The organism is Pseudomonas inefficax, from assembly GCF_900277125.1.
Classification (GTDB): Bacteria; Pseudomonadota; Gammaproteobacteria; order Pseudomonadales; family Pseudomonadaceae; genus Aquipseudomonas; species Aquipseudomonas inefficax.
Window position 1 is genome coordinate 13630 of the sequence record NZ_OPYN01000203.1, and the last position, 16513, is coordinate 30142.

Below are 16513 nucleotides of genomic sequence, written 5' to 3' on the forward strand. Positions count from 1 at the left end.
GCTTCATGCCACCCCGCGGTTGCGTCAGGCAGAAGCCACTACGAGGGCCGCGCGGCGGCCGATGCCAGGAGCTCCTTGAGGATCGTCGCCGGGTCGGCCCGCCGGTTCTGGCGGTACTCCCCAACGTGGCGAACGAACAGGGTCGCGCGGCTCACCAGGCTCTTGCCCAGGACCGGCTTGCGGTTGAGTTCTTCCTTGACCCGCTGGAACTGCGCCTGGATCACCGCATCGGTGTAGCGCGTACCACTGGCCAGGTTGTCGATGTAGATCGCCACGGCGCCATCGAGGGCGGCGCGGCCGTTGGTGATGGCTGCGGCGTACATGCGCACGGTGGTCTGGTCACCACGCGCCTTGGCCTCGGCCTGGGTGTTGCGCAGGTTGGTCAGGCGGATGTTGTAGTTATTGATGGTTTCGGCCACCAGCGCGGCGGACTGGATCAGGTTGCCGGCAGCCTCTTCGCGCTGGCGGCCGATCAGCGAAACGCTGCGCTTGAGCTCTTCGTTGACCAGCCCCAGCTCGGCCTGCTGGCGCGGGTCGGCGGTGGCGGCGATGATGCTGTCCAGGCGCTTGGTCGGATCCTGTGCGGCATCGATGTCGTCGGTCAGGCTGGCCAGGCGCCCTACCTTCTGCCACTGCTCGAACAGCTCCTGGTAACGCGAACGGGGCGCCGACAGGGCGCCGATGGCCACCCGGAAGCCGGTGGTCTCGTTGCGCTGCTCGGTGCCGTCAGCGCCGAACAGCGGGTACTCGCGGCGCATGCCGGTGAACAGCGTGCCCTCGCCTTCCAGGTAGTTGCCGCCCTTGACCACGAAGCCGCCATAGGCGCCTTGCAAGCGGCCGGCATGTACCAGCTGGAACGACTCCTGAACCATTTCGGCGGCATTGCCGATCACATCGAACAGCCCCAGCGGGTTCGGCAGCCGGGTACCGATCGGCATCAGGCGTGCGGCCTGCCCGGTGCCGCCAGCCACCTGGTTGAATACCGCCCAGTCGCCGAGCGGCCCGTCGCTGTCACTACCCTGGACCTTGCGCGGGAACAGGCGCCCTTCCAGTTCCTGGCGGCTCACCGCAGAACCGCCACGAGCAGCGAACTCCCACTCCACTTCGGTGGGCAGGCGCACAAAACCGACCCCGCCGTCCTCGGCCTTGCTGCCCCGGCCACTGACCGGCAGCAGGTCGCGGTGATACTTGAGCAACCAGGCGCTATAGACCGCGGCAAAGCGCTCGGCTTCGAAGCGCGACAGCTTGACTTTGGGCAGGCGCCCCGCCGCCGTGGTATCGGGCTGGCAGGCCGGCGCCGCCTCGCCGCTGGCCAGCGATTGCGCCTGGGCCATCACCTGAGCGTACTGGCGGGCGGTGACCTCGTACTTGCCGATGAAATACATCATCGGCTTGAGCGGGCCTGCCTGGTCGAGCTTGGGCAAGCTGGGGGCCACGGCCTTCTGCCAATCGGCAGAAAGGTCCTGAAGGCTGAACTGGCCATTGATGAAGTCACGCCGATAACCGGAAATGAACGACTGCTGGTAGCCGGCCTCACCCTCGCTGAACGGGTAGCCGAGGTTGACCTCGCGGTCGTCCAGGCTGCCCTGGGCCAGCACGTAGACGCTGCGCAGCACCAGCTCGCCGCCGCACGGTAGCGGCAGGCTGACGTCGCCCGGCAAGGGCTTGGGGTTGTCCAGCTTGCTGGTGTCGACCGCCTGTGCCGGGGCGCTGGCGGCAGCGGCGTTGACCGGCTTGGCAGGCGGCTCGTCGGCGCCCGGCGAACAGGCCGCCAGGCCCAGCGTTGTCAGAAGCAGGGCCGTAGCCCCGAGGCGAAATTCAGACATCACGGATTCCTTGACTGGCGTCGATGCGCGTCACCCGCCAGCCACCCAGGGCAGCAGCGGCTGTGCTGGCCAGCAGCACCGCGGACAACGCAACGAAGTAATGCATTGGCAACAGATGGCTGGCGTATTCGCCAGGCACCTGCGTGAAGATCCGGTTAAGGCCCTGCTCGGCCAACAGGTAAAGGCCGCCGGCAACTGCGGCTGCCAGTACGCCGCTGTACAGCGCCTGCAGCACCACGAACAGCAGCAGCGCCGCCGTGCCGAACCCCAGCAGGCGCAGCACCGCCAGCTCACGCTGCTTGCGCTGTACCGCCGCCACCGCGCCAGCGGCGACGGCAGCCACGGCACCGGCCACGGCCAGGCTGGTGATGATCCAGAACACCAGGTCGAGGTTGCGGCTGAGCGCCTGCACCTGGGCGATCTGCGCCGCCTGGGTCGACACCAGCCACTTGCGTTCGGCGAAATAGGCGCGCAGCGGCTCGACGTCGGCCAGCTCCTTGGCATACAGGCGAAACGCCGGGTACACCCGTTGGGCATCGCTGCCTGCGGCATCGCCCGGCCAGCCCAGTGCTGGCACGCCGCGCCCGTCGCGGTAGTCTTCGACCGCCTCGAGCAGGGCCAGTGAGGCGAACAGGCCATCGCGCTCGAACGCCGCCAGCGGCAGCACCGCAGCCACCTGCAGGCGGGTCTGGCGCCATTGCAGGTGCCCGGCCTGCTGCCGGCTGAAGCTGGCCTGCAGTTCATCACCGGCCGCGGCACCGAGCTTTTCGGCGGCGGTAAAGCTCAATACCACCTGCTGCAGCCCCTGCGGCGGCGCCACCTGTTGCAACAACGGGTCGCCGGCAGCAGTCGGCAGCATCTCGACGGTCACCGCACGCCCGCGTGCCGGCAGCAACAGCTCGGCGGTGGCGGCGATCTGCCGGGTACGGGCGATGGCGAAGGCAACGTCCGGTCGCTGCGCCAGCTCATGGATGAAATCGGCGCGGAAACGACCACCGCCCAGCGGCACGATCTCGCGCACCGCCGGGTCGCGTTGCAGGCGCTCGGTCAGGCTGCCGACCAGGCCGAACTTGAGCCCGAACAGCACCAGCAAGGGCGCGATCACCGCGACCAGCGCCAGCACGCTGCACGCCGAAAGCCGCGCATCGTTGCGGTAGTCCTGCCAGGCCAGGCCGGCGATCAGCCACGGGCGCATCAGACCGCCTGCGCCAATGTGGCGGTGACGCCGCCGTCGGCATCGCGCCGGCAGGCCATGTGCAGCACGCTCAACCCGGCCCGGCGCGCCAGCGCTTCGTCATGGGTGGCGAGCACGCAGGTCACCTGGCGCGCCTGTGCCTCGCGCAGCAGCAACTGCATGACCCGCTCGGCGTTCACCGGGTCCAGCGCCGCAGTAGGCTCATCGGCCAGCAACAAGGCCGGCGCATGCGCCAGGGCCCGGGCGCAGCTGACCCGCTGACGTTGCCCCAGCGACAACGCGGCAGGCTTCTTGGCCAGCTGGTCATGCACGTCCAGCGCCTCGGCCAGGCGCTCGACGCTGCCGTCCTCGCCCAGCCCCAACAGCTGCCGTGGCAGGCGGATATTGCCACGCACATCGAGGAAACCGAGCAATCCGCCAGCCTGCAGCACGTAGCCCAGCTGCCGGCTGCGCAGCGCCGCCAACTGGTCGAGGCTGCGCTGGCGCCACAGGCCAGCCACATCGGTGCCGGCGAAGACGAAGCCCTCGGCGGCATCCGGCGCCAGCACCAGCGCCAGCAGGTCGAGCAAGGTACTCTTGCCGCAACCGCTGGGGCCGACCAGCGCCACCCGCGCGCCCGCCGCCAGCTGCAGCCGGTCGATCTGCAGGCTGTAGCGCTGGGCGCCCTGCCCGCGCGTCTTGCGCACCCCGTGCAGGCTGATCATCACGGCAGCGTCGACAACGGGACACGGTACAGCGCATCGCCCGGCTCGGCCTTGCCGAAGCGCACCCAGTTGGCCATGTCGTTGTGGAAGGTTTCGTACAGGCGGATCTTCGAGTCCAGCTCGTCGATGAAATCCTCCTGTTCGGCCACCGACAGCGACAGCCACAGGTCCTCGGTCATGCTCAGGGACTTGCTGCGGTACGGCAGGCCTTCGAGGTACTCGCCCAGCACCCCGCCCTGGGCCAGGTTGGCGCCCTTGCGCAGGGCACCCGGATCGCGGCTCATGTAGGCGCTGGCGCTGGCGATCTCGTTGAAGAAATCACCCGGCGAACTGCGGGTCTTGCGCGCGGCGTCGACAATCAGCTTCAGCGACTGCTGCAGGTCATTGAGCTGCAGCTTGGTCAGCATCACGCACACCTGCAGGCTCGGCAACGCCGGGTTGGCCAGGTCATGGTCGGCAGCCCAGGCGCTGACCAGTTGCGGCGCCTGGCTGGCGCCGTTACGGCCGAGGAAGTCCATGTGCATGGCATAACCGATCGCCTGGGACTTCGCCGCCAGGCTCGCGCCCGAGCCCAACTGGGGCAACGGCTGTGGCTGCTGTTCACGCACCTGGTGCACCAGTTGGGCGAACGTCGAGCCGATCTCGCGCACGCGCTCGCCAAAGGCGCCCACATCGCCGCCCGGCACACCCACGTACAGGTCACCGATCTGCGGGTTGCTGTCGGCGGTAAGCACGCGGTACTGGCTTTCGGCAGCGCCATGGTTTTTCACACCGGCCGGGGTGCGCAGGTGCAGGGCGTAGATCCTGATCTGCTTGCTCAACGCAGCCTGGCGAACCTCGGCCTCGTTCATCTGCGTGCTGCTGTAAGGGTCGTTCTTGCGCAGGGCACCGGCATCGCTGACCAGCAGCACGATACGCCCGCCATAGCCCGACCAGTCCATGCCTTCCACGGCTTGCATCACGCCGGCAAAGGCATCTTCGTTGAACGAATGGCTGGAGACACTGGTGGCCTTGACCTGCGCGGCAGCCTTGAGGAAGCGCGCCGGGTCGCGGCCCTCCTCCAGGCTGACCAGGGTCTTGCTCAGGTAGTCCAGGCCCGGGGTGCGCTTGACGCTGTTGCGAAAGCCCACCAGGCCGAAGCTGACGTTGTCCAGCTCGCCCTGAGCGGCCAGTTGCGCCTGCAGTTCGCTGACCACCTGGCGCACGCGGTCGATGTAGGGTTGCATCGACACCGACGTGTCGACCACCAGGACGATACCGGTACGGAAGCGGTTGTCCGCCGCCACGGCCGCACCGGCAGCCGTGGGCGCCTGGCTGCGAACGCTGCTGCCGGGGTCGATGGAGGCGACGTTGAGCAACTGCACCGGCTGGCCGTCGGCGCCGAAGCTCTCGCGGTAGTCGAAGATCGGCATCAGGTAGAACTGGTTCTGCGGCACCGCGCTGGCGGCCGGCTCCAGGGCCAGCACCTGGGGCACCTGGTCGGGCTCGTTCTGCGCCTTGAGCAAGTCGGCGCGGGCCTTGCTGGTGTCGTCGAGCAACTGCTGCAGGTCATCGGCCTGGCGCATGAACATCACCGGCGAACGGCCGGAGCGCTCGGTGAACTTCAGCACCAGGCTTTGCTTCCAGTCGCTGGTTTGTGCCGCCGGCAACCAGCCATCGCGCTGGCCGCTGCTGGAGGCGCCAACCTCCAGCCATGGCTGGCCGTCGATGTCCTTGCGCTGGTACACATACAACACCGAGAACGCCGGCAGGGGCTCACCCGCGTTGTCGCCGGGCCTGGCCAGCAGTTGCGCTTCGGGCTTGCTCAGCACCCGCTGGAACAGGGTTTTCTTGCCCGGCATCAGCAATGGCCGGCCGTCCTCGCTGGCGGCGAGCGGCGGCGTGGCCGGCGTCTGCGGCTCGCTCGCGGCTTGCGCCACGGGTGGCAGCGAAGCCGGTTGGTCGTTGTCAGCGGGCCACCACAACCAGGTCGCCCCCAGGCCCAGCGCCGCAGCGATGGCAACGGCCAGCAGGGCTTTGGCCGGTTTGCCGGTGCTGGCTTTCGCTGGCACGCTCGGTTGCGGCCGGGTCGGCTCGGGCGCAGGCGCGGGGCTGGCGACTGGCGCAGCCACGGCCTGCGGGATATCGATGGATACCGGCGTCAGTCCGCCCAGCTCAGCCTTGCCCGGCATCGCCACCGGCAATGGCCGGATCACTGTGCTGTCCTGGTCATCGACAGGCAAGCGGTCGAGCGCCGCCAGCAACGCGGCGGCATCGGCAAAGCGCTGCTCGGGGTCCTTGGCCAGCAGCCCGCGCAGGATGCTCTGGTAGCGCCCATGCTCGATCGGCAGTTCCGGCAGCGGCTCGGTCAGGTGCGCCAGCGCGGTCGACAAGGCATCGGTGCCACGGTACGGCAGCTCGCCGACAAGGATCTCGTACAGCACCACGCCAAGCGCATAAAGGTCGGCGCGGCCGTCGATGTCCATGCCACGTGCCTGCTCCGGGCTCATGTAGCTCGGGGTGCCGACGGCGAAACCGGCCTGGGTGAACTGGGTGCGGTCGTCCAGCGACTTGGCGATGCCGAAGTCCGAGAGCACCGCCGTGCCGTCGGCGCGGAACAGGATGTTGGCCGGTTTCACGTCGCGGTGCACCAACCCCTGGTCGTGGGCATACCCCAGCGCCTGGGCGATCTGCCGCACGTACAGCAAGCCCTGCTCGGGTGTAAGCCCGGCGGCGATGCGCTCCTTGAGGGTACCGCTGGGCAGGTACTCCATGGCCATGTAGTACAGCTCGCCGACGTTGCCGATGTCATGGATGGTGGCGATGTGCGGGTGCGACAGCCGCGCCAGGGTGCGCCCTTCGCGCAGGAAGCGCTCGCAGAAGGTAGGGTCGGCGGCAAGGCTCGCGGCCATCACCTTCAACGCCACCTTGCGCTGCAGCGAGCGCTGGGTGGCCAGGTAGACACTGGCCATGGCGCCCTGGCCAATCTCGCTGTCGATGTCGAATCCGGGGATCTGCATGTTCGGGGTGCTCTTCAATTCGCCTTCACCACCACGGCGGTGATGTTGTCAGGGGCGCCACGGGTCAGCCCCAGGTGTACCAGGCTGCGGACCACCTGGTAGGGGTCGGCATGGCCGAGCACGTCGGCGATCTCGTGGTCTTCGGCGGTCTTGTTCAAGCCGTCGCTGCACAGCAGGTAGGTGTCGCCGGGCTGCACCTGCACGCTCACCGCCTGCAGTTCAAGCTGGTCCTCGACGCCGATGGCGCGGGTGACGATGTTGCCGCGCGGGTGCACGCGGGCTTCGGCCTCGTTGAGCAGGCCGCTGTCCTGCAGTTCCTGGACGTAGCTGTGGTCATGCGACAGGCGCTCGATGCGGCCATCGCGCAGCCGATACAGCCGGCTGTCCCCGGCCCACAGGCCTATGGCGCGGTCGCCGCGCGCGGCCAGCACTACCACCGTGCTGCCCATCATCGCCACGCCCCGGCGCAAGGTTTCCTCGCGCACGACGCGGTTGACCCGCGCCAGGGTGTCGCGCAAGACCTGGGTGAAATCCTCCAGCCCATCGACGAGCGGCAACTGGCGCAGGCTGTCCACGGCCAGGCTGCTCACATAGTCGCCGGCGGCATGCCCACCCATGCCATCGGCAACGGCCCACAGGCCATCCCAGGTCAGCTCCAGGCAGGCGTCTTCATTGATCTTGCGGACCATGCCTACATGGCTGTAGCTGGCCGCGCTGTAGTGCACGCTGCTCATGCCGGCCTCGCCTCGCTGCCCAGCAAAAACGCGGCGAACTGCTCGCTGCGCGGCAGGCCCTGGCTACGCAGCAGGCCTGGCGCGATCCGCTCGCTGCCCTGCCCCCACCACAGGCTCATGCCTTCGCATGCGCATTCGGCCAGAGCCAGGGCCCGGCCCTGCGGGGTAGTGCCGTCCAGCCGTTGCAAGCCGCCCACGGTCACACGTGGCCCTGGCAACAATGGCCGGTCGTGGCGAAAAGGCTGCAGGGCCGCCTCGAAATGCTCGAAGGTTGCCTCTGCTTCAAGTGTGCCCAGCAACGCCGCCTCAACCCCCTCGAACCACTCATCCGCGCCGCCAACGACGCCTGCGATCGCCACCCCGGGCTCCAGCACCTGCGCCACGCTCAGCGGAAAATACCGCCCCACCCGGTCGATGCTCGGCATCAGCACGCCGACCACCGCATCCGGGCCACACACCCCAGGCGCCAGGGCAAAGCGCCACAACGGGCTGACTAGGTAGGCTTGCAGCCAGGCCTCGCCAAGCGCCTGCTGGCTGGCCTGGATACCGGCGGCCAACCACTGGTCCCAGGGCTGGATGAAGGTCTGCGGCAAGCCACGGCTGACAAAGTCGCCGCGGCAGGCCAGTTTTCCGTAGAAACCCACGTCGTTCACAGGTGCTCCGGCAGGCTGAAACCGCTGACCACTCGGCTGCGGAACGGGTTGAAGGCGCTGCTGGCACGCAGCTCGTATGACACGCTGGCGCCGTCCACGCGCAAGCGCAGGTTGAAGCGCTCCGGCGAGCTGCCGGCCACCAGGTCGGACTGGTCGAGCAGGCGGAACCACGCCCATGGGCCCTCCACGGTCAGCCCCGACCGGCCGCTGGCCGCTGGCGGCGCGATCGACAGGCGCACCACGCCGATGCTGTTGGGGTTGGGCCACTGCAACGCCACCGGGCGGCTCGGCCCGTGATCGTAGCTGACCTGCTGGCCGTCGAGGTCGAGCAGGAACTGGGTGATGCTGGCGTCCATCGCCACTGGCTTGAGCTCGAAGCGCACGCCTGGCTGCAGCCCGTTGCCGCTGCGGAAGAAGGCATCGCGAATGGTCGCCGCGCGCTGGAAGGTGTACAGCACGCTGCTGTTGATCCCAAGCTTCTGCGCCGCACCCGGCTGCCAGCTCCAGGGTGTGCTGGAGGTGTTGACGTAGGGCTGCAGGTACTTGCGGAAGTAGCTGTCCATCACCCCGCCAACCCCGAAGAACTGGCCGAAGTCTTCCAGGGTGGCATCGCGCGAGCTGCCGGCCGCCATCGGGTAGCGGCCGCTGAGCGACTGGCGGTAGACATTGAGCACTTCGCTGGCCCAGGCGGCGTTGAGCTGGTTGCGCACCCCACCCATGACCACGCCGTGGGTCGAGCCGAGTACCGAGCTGACCAGGTTCTGCACCACCTTGGGCTGGCGCGCCGCGCCCAGGGCAACCCGTTGCGCCGCCGCCTGGGCCTGGTTCTTGGCCTCACCGAGCAGGGCGTCACCGCTTGCGCCGACCATGGCGCTGACCTGCACGTAGAGCGCATTGAGATCGGTGAGCAGGCCGTCGATCGCAGCTGGCTGGCCTTCGCCGCTGTCAACCAGCGCAGCCAGTTCGGCAAAGTGCGCGGTCACCGGGTCCTGCGTGCGGGCCGCGGGGCTGTCGGCCGGCAGTGGTGCGTCGCCGAGCAGCCCGCCAAGGCGCTGGCGCAACTGGTCGACACCGGCCTGTTCGGCCTTGTCCTGGACCTTGTCGAGCGTGGTCGGCTGCGCCAGGTTGGTTTCCCGGGCTACCGCCTGCAGCAGCTGCTTCATTGGCGAAGTGGGCCTGGACAGCACCCGCAGCACATCGGCAGCCTGGCCGACGCTGGTGATCGGCACGAAGTCCAGGTCGTCGAGCAGGGCATCCCAGTGGCGGATGTAGTCCTGGTAATAGAGCTGTTGCACATCATCGGCCAGGCGCCTGGCATCACCTGCCTCGCCCGGCGCGCGGCCCAATACCCAGCGCTCTTCGGCCAGCGTGGTGCTCTGCGCCAGGCTGGCGGCAAGAAACGCCAGGCGGTAGCCCTGCACGGTGAACAGCCCCGGCAGCGGCTCGCTCAGCGGCTTGCCGCTCTTGAAGCGAAACACCAGGGCTGCATCGCGCCCGGCCGCGTCGCTGACGCGGAAGTCCTCGACCCCGCCTGGCAGCTTCTGGCGCTTGACCCGGTCGTACACGCGCTGGGCCACCGGCAGTTGCTGCAGCTGGCGACGGGTGTCGTCGATCAGGCGCTGGTCCAGGCGTGCGTTTGGCGGGCGTTTCTCGAACAGCGCCGCCAAGTGCTGCTCCAGGGCCTGACGCAGATCCGGCGCCAGGTCGCGAGGCAACTGGCGCTCCCAGTCGAGGGTGATCCAGGCCTTGATGAAGTCCGGGTCGTAGTGCTCGGCATCGGCCAGCATCAGGTAGGCCTTGAGGCCTTCGTAGAGGTAGTCCGACGGGCCGCCGGCGTATAGCTGTTCCTCGATGCGGGTGACCAAGCGCGGGGCGAAAATGGCGATCAGCAGCTTGCGGTACAGGCTCTGCGATTCGCTTTCGAGCATGTCGCCCTGGTACAGGCCCAGGCCCTCGGCCCAGCCGGGAGGGTCGTCGGCCAGATGGCGCACAGCGTTGAGCAGCGGCAGCACGTCGACCACGTTGCGCTGCGCAGGGCTGAGGCCTTGCACGCTTTTGCCCAGCGGCTGGAGGCGGCTGTCGACCTCGGCGATGTATTGCTGGTTGGCCCGGTAACTGACGGCCCACAAGGTCCCGACCAGCAGCACCAGGGCCACGCTCAGGGCCAGCGCGCCACGGGCGATCCATCGGCGCCGCCGCTCCACCTTGGGGTTGCTGCCGACCAGGCCACGCTCGGCGAAGGCAACGGCAGTGAACAGCCGCTCGATGAAATAGCTACGCCCGCTACCGCTTTGGCGGGCCAGGTGCGCACGGTCCAGGCCCATGCTCTGGGCCATGCTGCCGATCAGCCGATCGATGGGGCTGCCTTCCTGGGTGCCGCTGGTGAAATACACACCGCGCAGCAACGCCCGCGCCTCGAAGGCGTTGGGCTTGAAGATGCCATTGAGGAACCCCTTGAGGTTGCCGTGCAGGGCGGCGAACTGTTGCACGAAGCCGTAGATCAGGTCGCGCCGGGCCGGGTCGCGCTCCTGCTGCAGGCGCTCGACCAGGCGCTCTCCGAGGCGCTGCTCGAGTAGCCCGAACTCGTTGTCGAACTGCGCCAACGGGCCATCACCGCCCTGCTCGAGGGTATCCAGCGGGAAGGTCATGCCCCACACCTGGGCGCGTTCGTCCTTGCCCAGGTTGTCGAAAAACTCCATGAAGCCCGGTACCAGGTCGAGCTTGGTCAGCATCAGGTACACGGGGAAGCGCACGCCCAGCTGGCTGTACAGCTCCTGGATGCGCGCACGGATCGCCGCAGCGTGTGCGGCGCGCTCGGCGTCGCTGCCCAGCAACAGGTCGGACAGGCTGATGGCGATGAACGCACCGTCGATCGGGCGGCGCGAGCGCTGGGTCTTGAGCAGGTCGAGGAAGCCCAGCCAGGCCGCCTTGTCGACCTGGGCGTGGCTGTCCTGGGTGGTGTAGCGGCCGGCAGTGTCGAGCAGCACCGCCTGGTCGGTGAACCACCAGTCGCAGTTGCGCGTGCCGCCAACACCGCGGATGGCGCCCTCGCCCAGTTGCGCGGCCAGCGGGAAGTGCAGGCCGGAATTGACCAGCGCGGTGGTCTTGCCCGAACCGGGCGGGCCGATGATCACGTACCACGGCAACTCGTAGAGGTTGCGCCGTTCGTCACCGCCCAGGCGGGCCTTCTTCAGCAGGGCCAGTGCTTCGTCCATGCGCTGGCGCAGGGCTGACAGTTCTTCGGCGGTGGCCACGCTGGCAGGGTCCGGGGCGGTCTCGGCCGCCAGGCTTTGCATGACCTTGGCCGCCTGCCGGCGCGCCTGCACGATGCGCCAGGCGCGGTAAGCGCCCCACAGGGCGAACAGCAGGACAATCAGCAGCCAGCGTGGCGTGGGCGACGCCAGCATTTCCAGCAACGGCCCGACGAACCAGATGATCAGGCTCAGGGCGATCAGGCCCAGCAGCGGGATTACCCAGCGAATGACAAAACTGAAAAACGCCTTCACTCGACGCCCTCCGCCAGAACGGTAATTTCAACCCGGCGATTCTTCGCCCGGCCCTGCGCGGTGTCGTTCGACGCCCGTGGTTCGGTGTCGCTCAACCCTTGGGCGCTGAAGCGCTCGGGTTGCCCGGTGCGCGCGGCGAGGATGCTCCTGACCTCTTCGGCGCGCGCCTGCGACAACGCCCAGTTGGACGGGAAGCGCAGCGTCGCGATGCGCTGGTTGTCGCTGTGCCCGGTGACCCGGACATTGCCCTTGACCTTGGCCACTGCCTCGGCGATGCGCAGCATCAACGGCTGGAAATCGCCCTTGATGCTGGCGCTGGCACTGGCAAACAGCTCGTCGCCGCGAATGGTCACCACCGAGCGGTCGACCGCGTCTTCTACAGCGACCCGGCCAGCCTTGATGTCATCGGCGAGGAACCCGGCCAGGCGCGGGCGCTCCACTGGCTTGGGCTGCAACACCGGGCGGTCCATGGCTTGTACCGGGATTTCGCCCAGCGCGTGAATACCTCGGAACACCGGCTCGGCATCGGCCGCCAGCTTCAGGCGCAGGCCGAACAACAACAGCAACAGCAACGCCACGGCCACCGCCAGGCCCACCCATGGCGGCACGAACTGGGCCAGGCGGTCACGGCTGACGGCCACCCCACGCCAGTGTGGCGAGAGTTCACGCTCACGCTCGCCACGGGCGCTGCGAATCGCCGCAGCGGCGCGCTCACGCAGCGCTTCGAGCTGGCTGCGGCCATCGTTCATGACCCGATAGCGGCCTTCGAAGCCGAGGCTGGTGCACAGGTACAACAGTTCCAGCAGGTTGAGCCGTTCGCGAGGGCTCTGTAGGCAATGCTCCATCAGCTGGAACACCTTCTCACCGCCCCAGGCCTCGTTGTGCACCGTGATCAGCAAGCTCTGCCGGCTCCAGTCGCTGGCACTGCCCCACGGCGTGCTGAGCACCGCTTCGTCCAGCGCGGTGCACAGCGCATAGCGCGCCAGCAGCACCTCGTTGCGCACCACCCCGGCGGCTTCGGCACGGGTCTCGAACTGGCGCAGATAGGCCAGCAACTGCGCTCGCAGGCTGGCCGGTGCCGAGTGGGCGATGGTGTTGCGCAGCCGGGTAAGCAAGGCCAGCAACGGCCCGGCAGCCTGCTCGAGCGGGTTGAGCCCCTTGCCCTGGCCAGGCGCCAGGGGCTCGGCCGGTACCTGCAACGGCGGCGGCTGCGGTGCTGGCGCAGCGGGTTGCGGCGCAGCACGGCCACCGGGGCGCGGCATGAACTGGGTACGGTCGTTGGCCTGCGGATCGTCCGGGTGCATCACGGGTTATCCTCGAATGGCCCAGAAGGCCAGGCTCAGGCCGGGGAACTCGCCGGCGACGTAGAAGGCAAAGCCACCGGAGTGTTGCAACTGCTTCCAGTGCTCGCTGCCCCGGTCGAGTTCGAAATAGGTGGCGCCGGCATGGAACGGGATCTGCCGGGGCGCCACCGGCAACGGCAGCAGGCCGATGCCCGGCAGCTGCAGGTTGACCAGATCGCGGATGTGTTCCACCGAGCCGATCTTGCTCTGCTGACCAAAGCGGCTACGCAGGGTCTCGCTGGGCACGTCGGCACGCACCACCAGGACGAAACTGGCGCTGTCGAGCAGGCTGCGGTCGGCAAGCATGCCAACGTGGATGCCGTAGGCCTTTTCGACGATGGGAATGGCCACCGCCTTGCTGTCGATCAACGTCGACAAGGCCTCGCGCAAGGCTGCCATCACGGGGGCGAAGGTCGCCGCCAGGTCGTCGTGCTGATAGACCGGGAAGCTGTGCGGGCGGCGGCCATCGCGGGTAAAGGTGGCGAACTCGCCAGCCAGGGCCACCAGCTCGCTGTACAGTCGCTCGGGGTGCAGCGGGCTCAGCTGGTTGAGGTGTTCGACCAGCGGCTGGGCGCGGTTGACCAGTTGCAGCAGCATGAAGTCGGCAATCTCCGACGCCCCGCCATTGGCCGAGGCGACCACCCTGCCTGCCAGCGCTTCGCCACGCTGGTGCAGCAGGCCCAGCAACTCGCCGCAGAAGCCAGACAGTTGTTGGCTGGCTGCCACATCGAGTACCGGCGGGATGTAGCTGTCATCCACTACCAGCGCGCGATCGGCGCGCTTTTCGCGGATGCGCAGCATGCCAAGGGCGGCGTAGTCGCTCAGGCCATCCTCGCTGCGCAGCAGGCGCAGGGCGCGACTGCCAAGGGCCAGCGGGGCACGGTTTTCGAACGGCGCGTTGTCGTCACGCACTTCGCTGACTCGGCTGATGTAACGGGCGCCAGCGACGGCTTCGCCCTCGTCGACGGTGTCGCGAGCCCCCGCCCGCTTGAGTGGCAGCCCCAGGTGGATAACGCCATCGCGCAGATCGTCGGGCACTTCCAGCGGCGCAGGCGGCAGGTCGTCACGGGGGATGTCGAACGGCGTGCCGTCGGGCAGCAGGCCGCGGGCGCTGAGGATCGCCACCTTGCCCTGGGCCAGCAGGCCCTGGTCGAGCAGCAGCTCGGAGAACCCCCAAGCGGCCACGCCAAGCGGGCGGCTGCGGGCATCGACCAAGTGTTCGAGGTAGCGATCATGCTGTTGGAAATGCTGGGTCGTGATGAACATGCCTTCCGACCACACCACGCGATTGTTCCAGGACATGGGGACTCCGATTGCCTAGCGGGCAGGTTCAGGTTGTGGGGTGGCCACGGCGCTGCGCACGGCACGCACATCGAGGCTGATCTGGTAGTCCCGCGGCGGCACCGGCAGCACGCTGCGCCACTGGGCCTGGTCGATTTCGCGGTAACCGACCACCAGGCCGATGTGGCGAGTGGCAGGATCGAGCGGGCGTTCCAGGCGCAATTGCCCGCCGGGCTGCAGCAGCACTTCGTCCTGGTCGATCAGGTCGGCGCCGAGGGTGGCCTGGGCGCGCTCGGCCAGGGCGAAGTAGTCGGCGCGGGCGAAAGCCGCGCTGTTCTTCAACTCGTACAGGCGCACGCGTACCGGCGCAGGCGTGCCGCCAGGGCCGGGGTTCAGCCCCTCGGCAGCACTGAAATACAGGGTCACGGCTGCGCTGTCCGGGGCACTGTCGGCAGCGGGGGCAACCGGCGTGTCCTTGCTGCAGGCAGCCAGCAGCACCAGGCTCAGGGCTGCGACCAGTCGTATTGCTTTCATCCTTGTCCTCTTGACGTACCGTGGTCTTCCTGGGGGCGCTCAGCTACGTTGCAAACGGCTGCTGTGGGCCTCGTAGGCGCGGCTGAATTCGCGGCCGAACAGTTCCTGGAAATCGTCTTCGGCCTCACGGGAGATCTGCCCGTAAAGCTCGGTGAACTGTTGCCAGCAGTGGGCCTGGCGCGAACCACCGAACAACTTGGCCAGCCCGGCCGCAGGTGCCAGGCGCTGCTCCAGGCGCGCCGGCTGGAAACACGCGAGCAAGTGCTTGATTGCGGCCTGCACACCCGCCATCACCGCCAACTGGTGAGCGCGTAAATCATCGAAACTTTCGCGCACGGCCTGGTCCGGCGCCATGAACGCCTGGTTGCCGTGGCGCAGCAACAGCAGCAACGCCTCGTCGGCATTGGGGGCGAACTTCAGCGGGTTGTTCTGCACCGGGGCAATGGTGGTCTGCTGCATGCGGAACTCGCCCTTCAGGCTGCTGCGTGCACGCAACACATCGATCAGGCCCTCTACCATCAGACGGTAGCTATGGCCGATGGCCTCCATCTGCGCGGCGGCGTCGGCGGCATCGATGCGCAGGTGCTCGATACCGGCGCCGCGCAGGAACGCCTGCAGCAATGCGTCGCTGCTTGCAGCCGGCGCAGGCGCAGCGGCCGGTGCTGCGACCGGTGCACTCGCCGCCGGCTGTGCGGATACTGCCGGAACGGCTGGCGCAGGGGGCGCTGTCGGGGTCGGGGTCGGGGTCGGCGTCGGGGTATGTACCGATGCCGGCGCCGAGCCGAAAAGGTTCCAGTCTTCCGGGATCATCCCCGGTGCAGCCGGTTCGACGGCTGGGGCAGGCGCCACCAGCGGGGTTGGCGGGCGGAAGTCGTGCTGCTGAGCCGGCACATGGTCGGGCTGGCTGACCGGCGGCACGCTCGAGGGGCCGAGGAAGTCGAACAGGTCAGGCAGCGTGTCGTGGTTCGACGCACCTTGCAGGAACGCAGCCGGCGCACCGGAAATCGCCGGGGCTGGGGCGGCTGGGGTCGCCACCTGGTTGGCCATCAGCGCCTCGAAACTGTGCGCCTGGGGTTCGCCATCCAGGGCGCCGGGCAGGTTCGCGTCGATGCGCGCCTGTATCTCGTATTCCCCAATGCGGATAACTTCGCCATCCAGCAACTGCTCACTGTTACCGCGACGCAAGCGAATACCGGCGCGAACTAATTCCACACCGTTCGTACTGTCATCGGTCAAATAATATCGTCCATCCTTGAACTGGATCACACAATGCCTGGCCGATACCAACCGCTCGGGATCAGGTAGTACCCAATCATTGTCCGCCGCGCGGCCAAGCGTGATGGCACCGGTTTCCAACCGCATCTCCGGGCATTGGCCGGGAGTAATCTTGTGGTAACTAGTGATAGTTAGGCAAAGTGCCATCACGCCTCCATGCATCCATTTAAAACGTCGATCCATCCATTTGAGTTATTTTTTCGCAGCCACTCAAAAATGGCTGAACCCCTTGATTTACGGGGCCTTGCACAAAAAACCGAACATACCGAGGCTATTCAAAGCCAACGCCGAGGCTAACCGAGTAGAACCGGACGAGCGGTGCCTGGTAACTGCCAACGAATTCACAGGTGGCACTCGGGGGCGCGTAGCTTACCTTGACACTCGCGAATAAATAAACCATAAATGCGCAACTTCGAAGTGCCAAAATAATATCACCATGATATCACCTCGGCACTCTTTGGAA

11 protein-coding genes are annotated in these 16513 nt (G+C 67.6%); all 11 read right to left on the bottom strand.

What is annotated here, in order from left to right; genetic code table 11:
- Positions 1-38: 38 nt before the first annotated feature.
- From JV551A3_RS24795 to tagH, 11 genes are read right to left on the bottom strand one after another with little or no spacing between them, the layout of a single operon-like run.
- Positions 39-1826, bottom strand: a complete 1788-nt coding sequence (locus tag JV551A3_RS24795) for a formylglycine-generating enzyme family protein (RefSeq protein WP_133974842.1) — start codon at positions 1824-1826, stop codon at positions 39-41.
- Positions 1819-3021, bottom strand: a complete 1203-nt coding sequence (locus JV551A3_RS24800) for an ABC transporter permease family protein (protein ID WP_133979208.1) — start codon at positions 3019-3021, stop codon at positions 1819-1821. The genes JV551A3_RS24795 and JV551A3_RS24800 overlap by 8 nt, the downstream gene beginning before the upstream one ends.
- A complete protein-coding gene (locus JV551A3_RS24805) occupies positions 3021-3725 on the bottom strand; it encodes an ATP-binding cassette domain-containing protein (RefSeq protein ID WP_133974904.1) in 705 nt (234 codons plus the stop codon). The genes JV551A3_RS24800 and JV551A3_RS24805 overlap by 1 nt, the downstream gene beginning before the upstream one ends.
- On the bottom strand, positions 3725-6724 hold the full coding sequence (locus JV551A3_RS24810) for a serine/threonine-protein kinase (protein ID WP_133974847.1): 3000 nt from the start codon (positions 6722-6724) through the stop codon (positions 3725-3727). The genes JV551A3_RS24805 and JV551A3_RS24810 overlap by 1 nt, the downstream gene beginning before the upstream one ends.
- Positions 6725-6738: 14 nt before the next feature.
- Positions 6739-7458, bottom strand: coding sequence for a PP2C family protein-serine/threonine phosphatase (locus tag JV551A3_RS24815; protein WP_133974849.1), 720 nt, complete (start codon positions 7456-7458; stop codon positions 6739-6741).
- The gene (gene tagF / locus JV551A3_RS24820; protein ID WP_112253444.1) at positions 7455-8111 is read right to left on the bottom strand and encodes a type VI secretion system-associated protein TagF; all 657 of its coding nucleotides are present in this window, start codon (positions 8109-8111) and stop codon (positions 7455-7457) included. The genes JV551A3_RS24815 and tagF overlap by 4 nt, the downstream gene beginning before the upstream one ends.
- The gene (tssM, locus tag JV551A3_RS24825; RefSeq protein ID WP_133974851.1) at positions 8108-11617 is read right to left on the bottom strand and encodes a type VI secretion system membrane subunit TssM; all 3510 of its coding nucleotides are present in this window, start codon (positions 11615-11617) and stop codon (positions 8108-8110) included. The genes tagF and tssM overlap by 4 nt, the downstream gene beginning before the upstream one ends.
- A complete protein-coding gene (locus tag JV551A3_RS24830; RefSeq protein ID WP_133974860.1) occupies positions 11614-12921 on the bottom strand; it encodes a DotU family type VI secretion system protein in 1308 nt (435 codons plus the stop codon). Before JV551A3_RS24830 ends, tssM begins: the two co-directional genes overlap by 4 nt.
- Before the next feature lie 6 nt (positions 12922-12927).
- The gene (gene tssK / locus JV551A3_RS24835; RefSeq protein ID WP_112253441.1) at positions 12928-14262 is read right to left on the bottom strand and encodes a type VI secretion system baseplate subunit TssK; all 1335 of its coding nucleotides are present in this window, start codon (positions 14260-14262) and stop codon (positions 12928-12930) included.
- 15 nt (positions 14263-14277) lie between these two features.
- Positions 14278-14775: a type VI secretion system lipoprotein TssJ gene (gene tssJ / locus JV551A3_RS24840; RefSeq protein ID WP_025340311.1), complete on the bottom strand. Its 498-nt coding sequence runs from the start codon at positions 14773-14775 to the stop codon at positions 14278-14280.
- Positions 14776-14814: 39 nt separating this feature from the next.
- Positions 14815-16197 carry a type VI secretion system-associated FHA domain protein TagH gene (tagH, locus tag JV551A3_RS24845; protein WP_133979210.1) on the bottom strand — a complete coding sequence of 461 codons (1383 nt, stop codon included), beginning with the start codon at positions 16195-16197 and terminating at the stop codon, positions 14815-14817.
- Positions 16198-16513: the final 316 nt, after the last annotated feature.

Coding starts and splice junctions, on each gene's coding strand:
- JV551A3_RS24795 (WP_133974842.1), bottom strand. CDS start 1,826: ATGTCTGAATTTCGCCTCGGGGCTACGGCCCTGCTTCTGACAACGCTG.
- JV551A3_RS24800 (WP_133979208.1), bottom strand. CDS start 3,021: ATGCGCCCGTGGCTGATCGCCGGCCTGGCCTGGCAGGACTACCGCAAC.
- JV551A3_RS24805 (WP_133974904.1), bottom strand. CDS start 3,725: ATGATCAGCCTGCACGGGGTGCGCAAGACGCGCGGGCAGGGCGCCCAG.
- JV551A3_RS24810 (WP_133974847.1), bottom strand. CDS start 6,724: ATGCAGATCCCCGGATTCGACATCGACAGCGAGATTGGCCAGGGCGCC.
- JV551A3_RS24815 (WP_133974849.1), bottom strand. CDS start 7,458: ATGAGCAGCGTGCACTACAGCGCGGCCAGCTACAGCCATGTAGGCATG.
- JV551A3_RS24830 (WP_133974860.1), bottom strand. CDS start 12,921: ATGCACCCGGACGATCCGCAGGCCAACGACCGTACCCAGTTCATGCCG.
- tssK (WP_112253441.1), bottom strand. CDS start 14,262: ATGTCCTGGAACAATCGCGTGGTGTGGTCGGAAGGCATGTTCATCACG.
- tssJ (WP_025340311.1), bottom strand. CDS start 14,775: ATGAAAGCAATACGACTGGTCGCAGCCCTGAGCCTGGTGCTGCTGGCT.
- tagH (WP_133979210.1), bottom strand. CDS start 16,197: ATGGCACTTTGCCTAACTATCACTAGTTACCACAAGATTACTCCCGGC.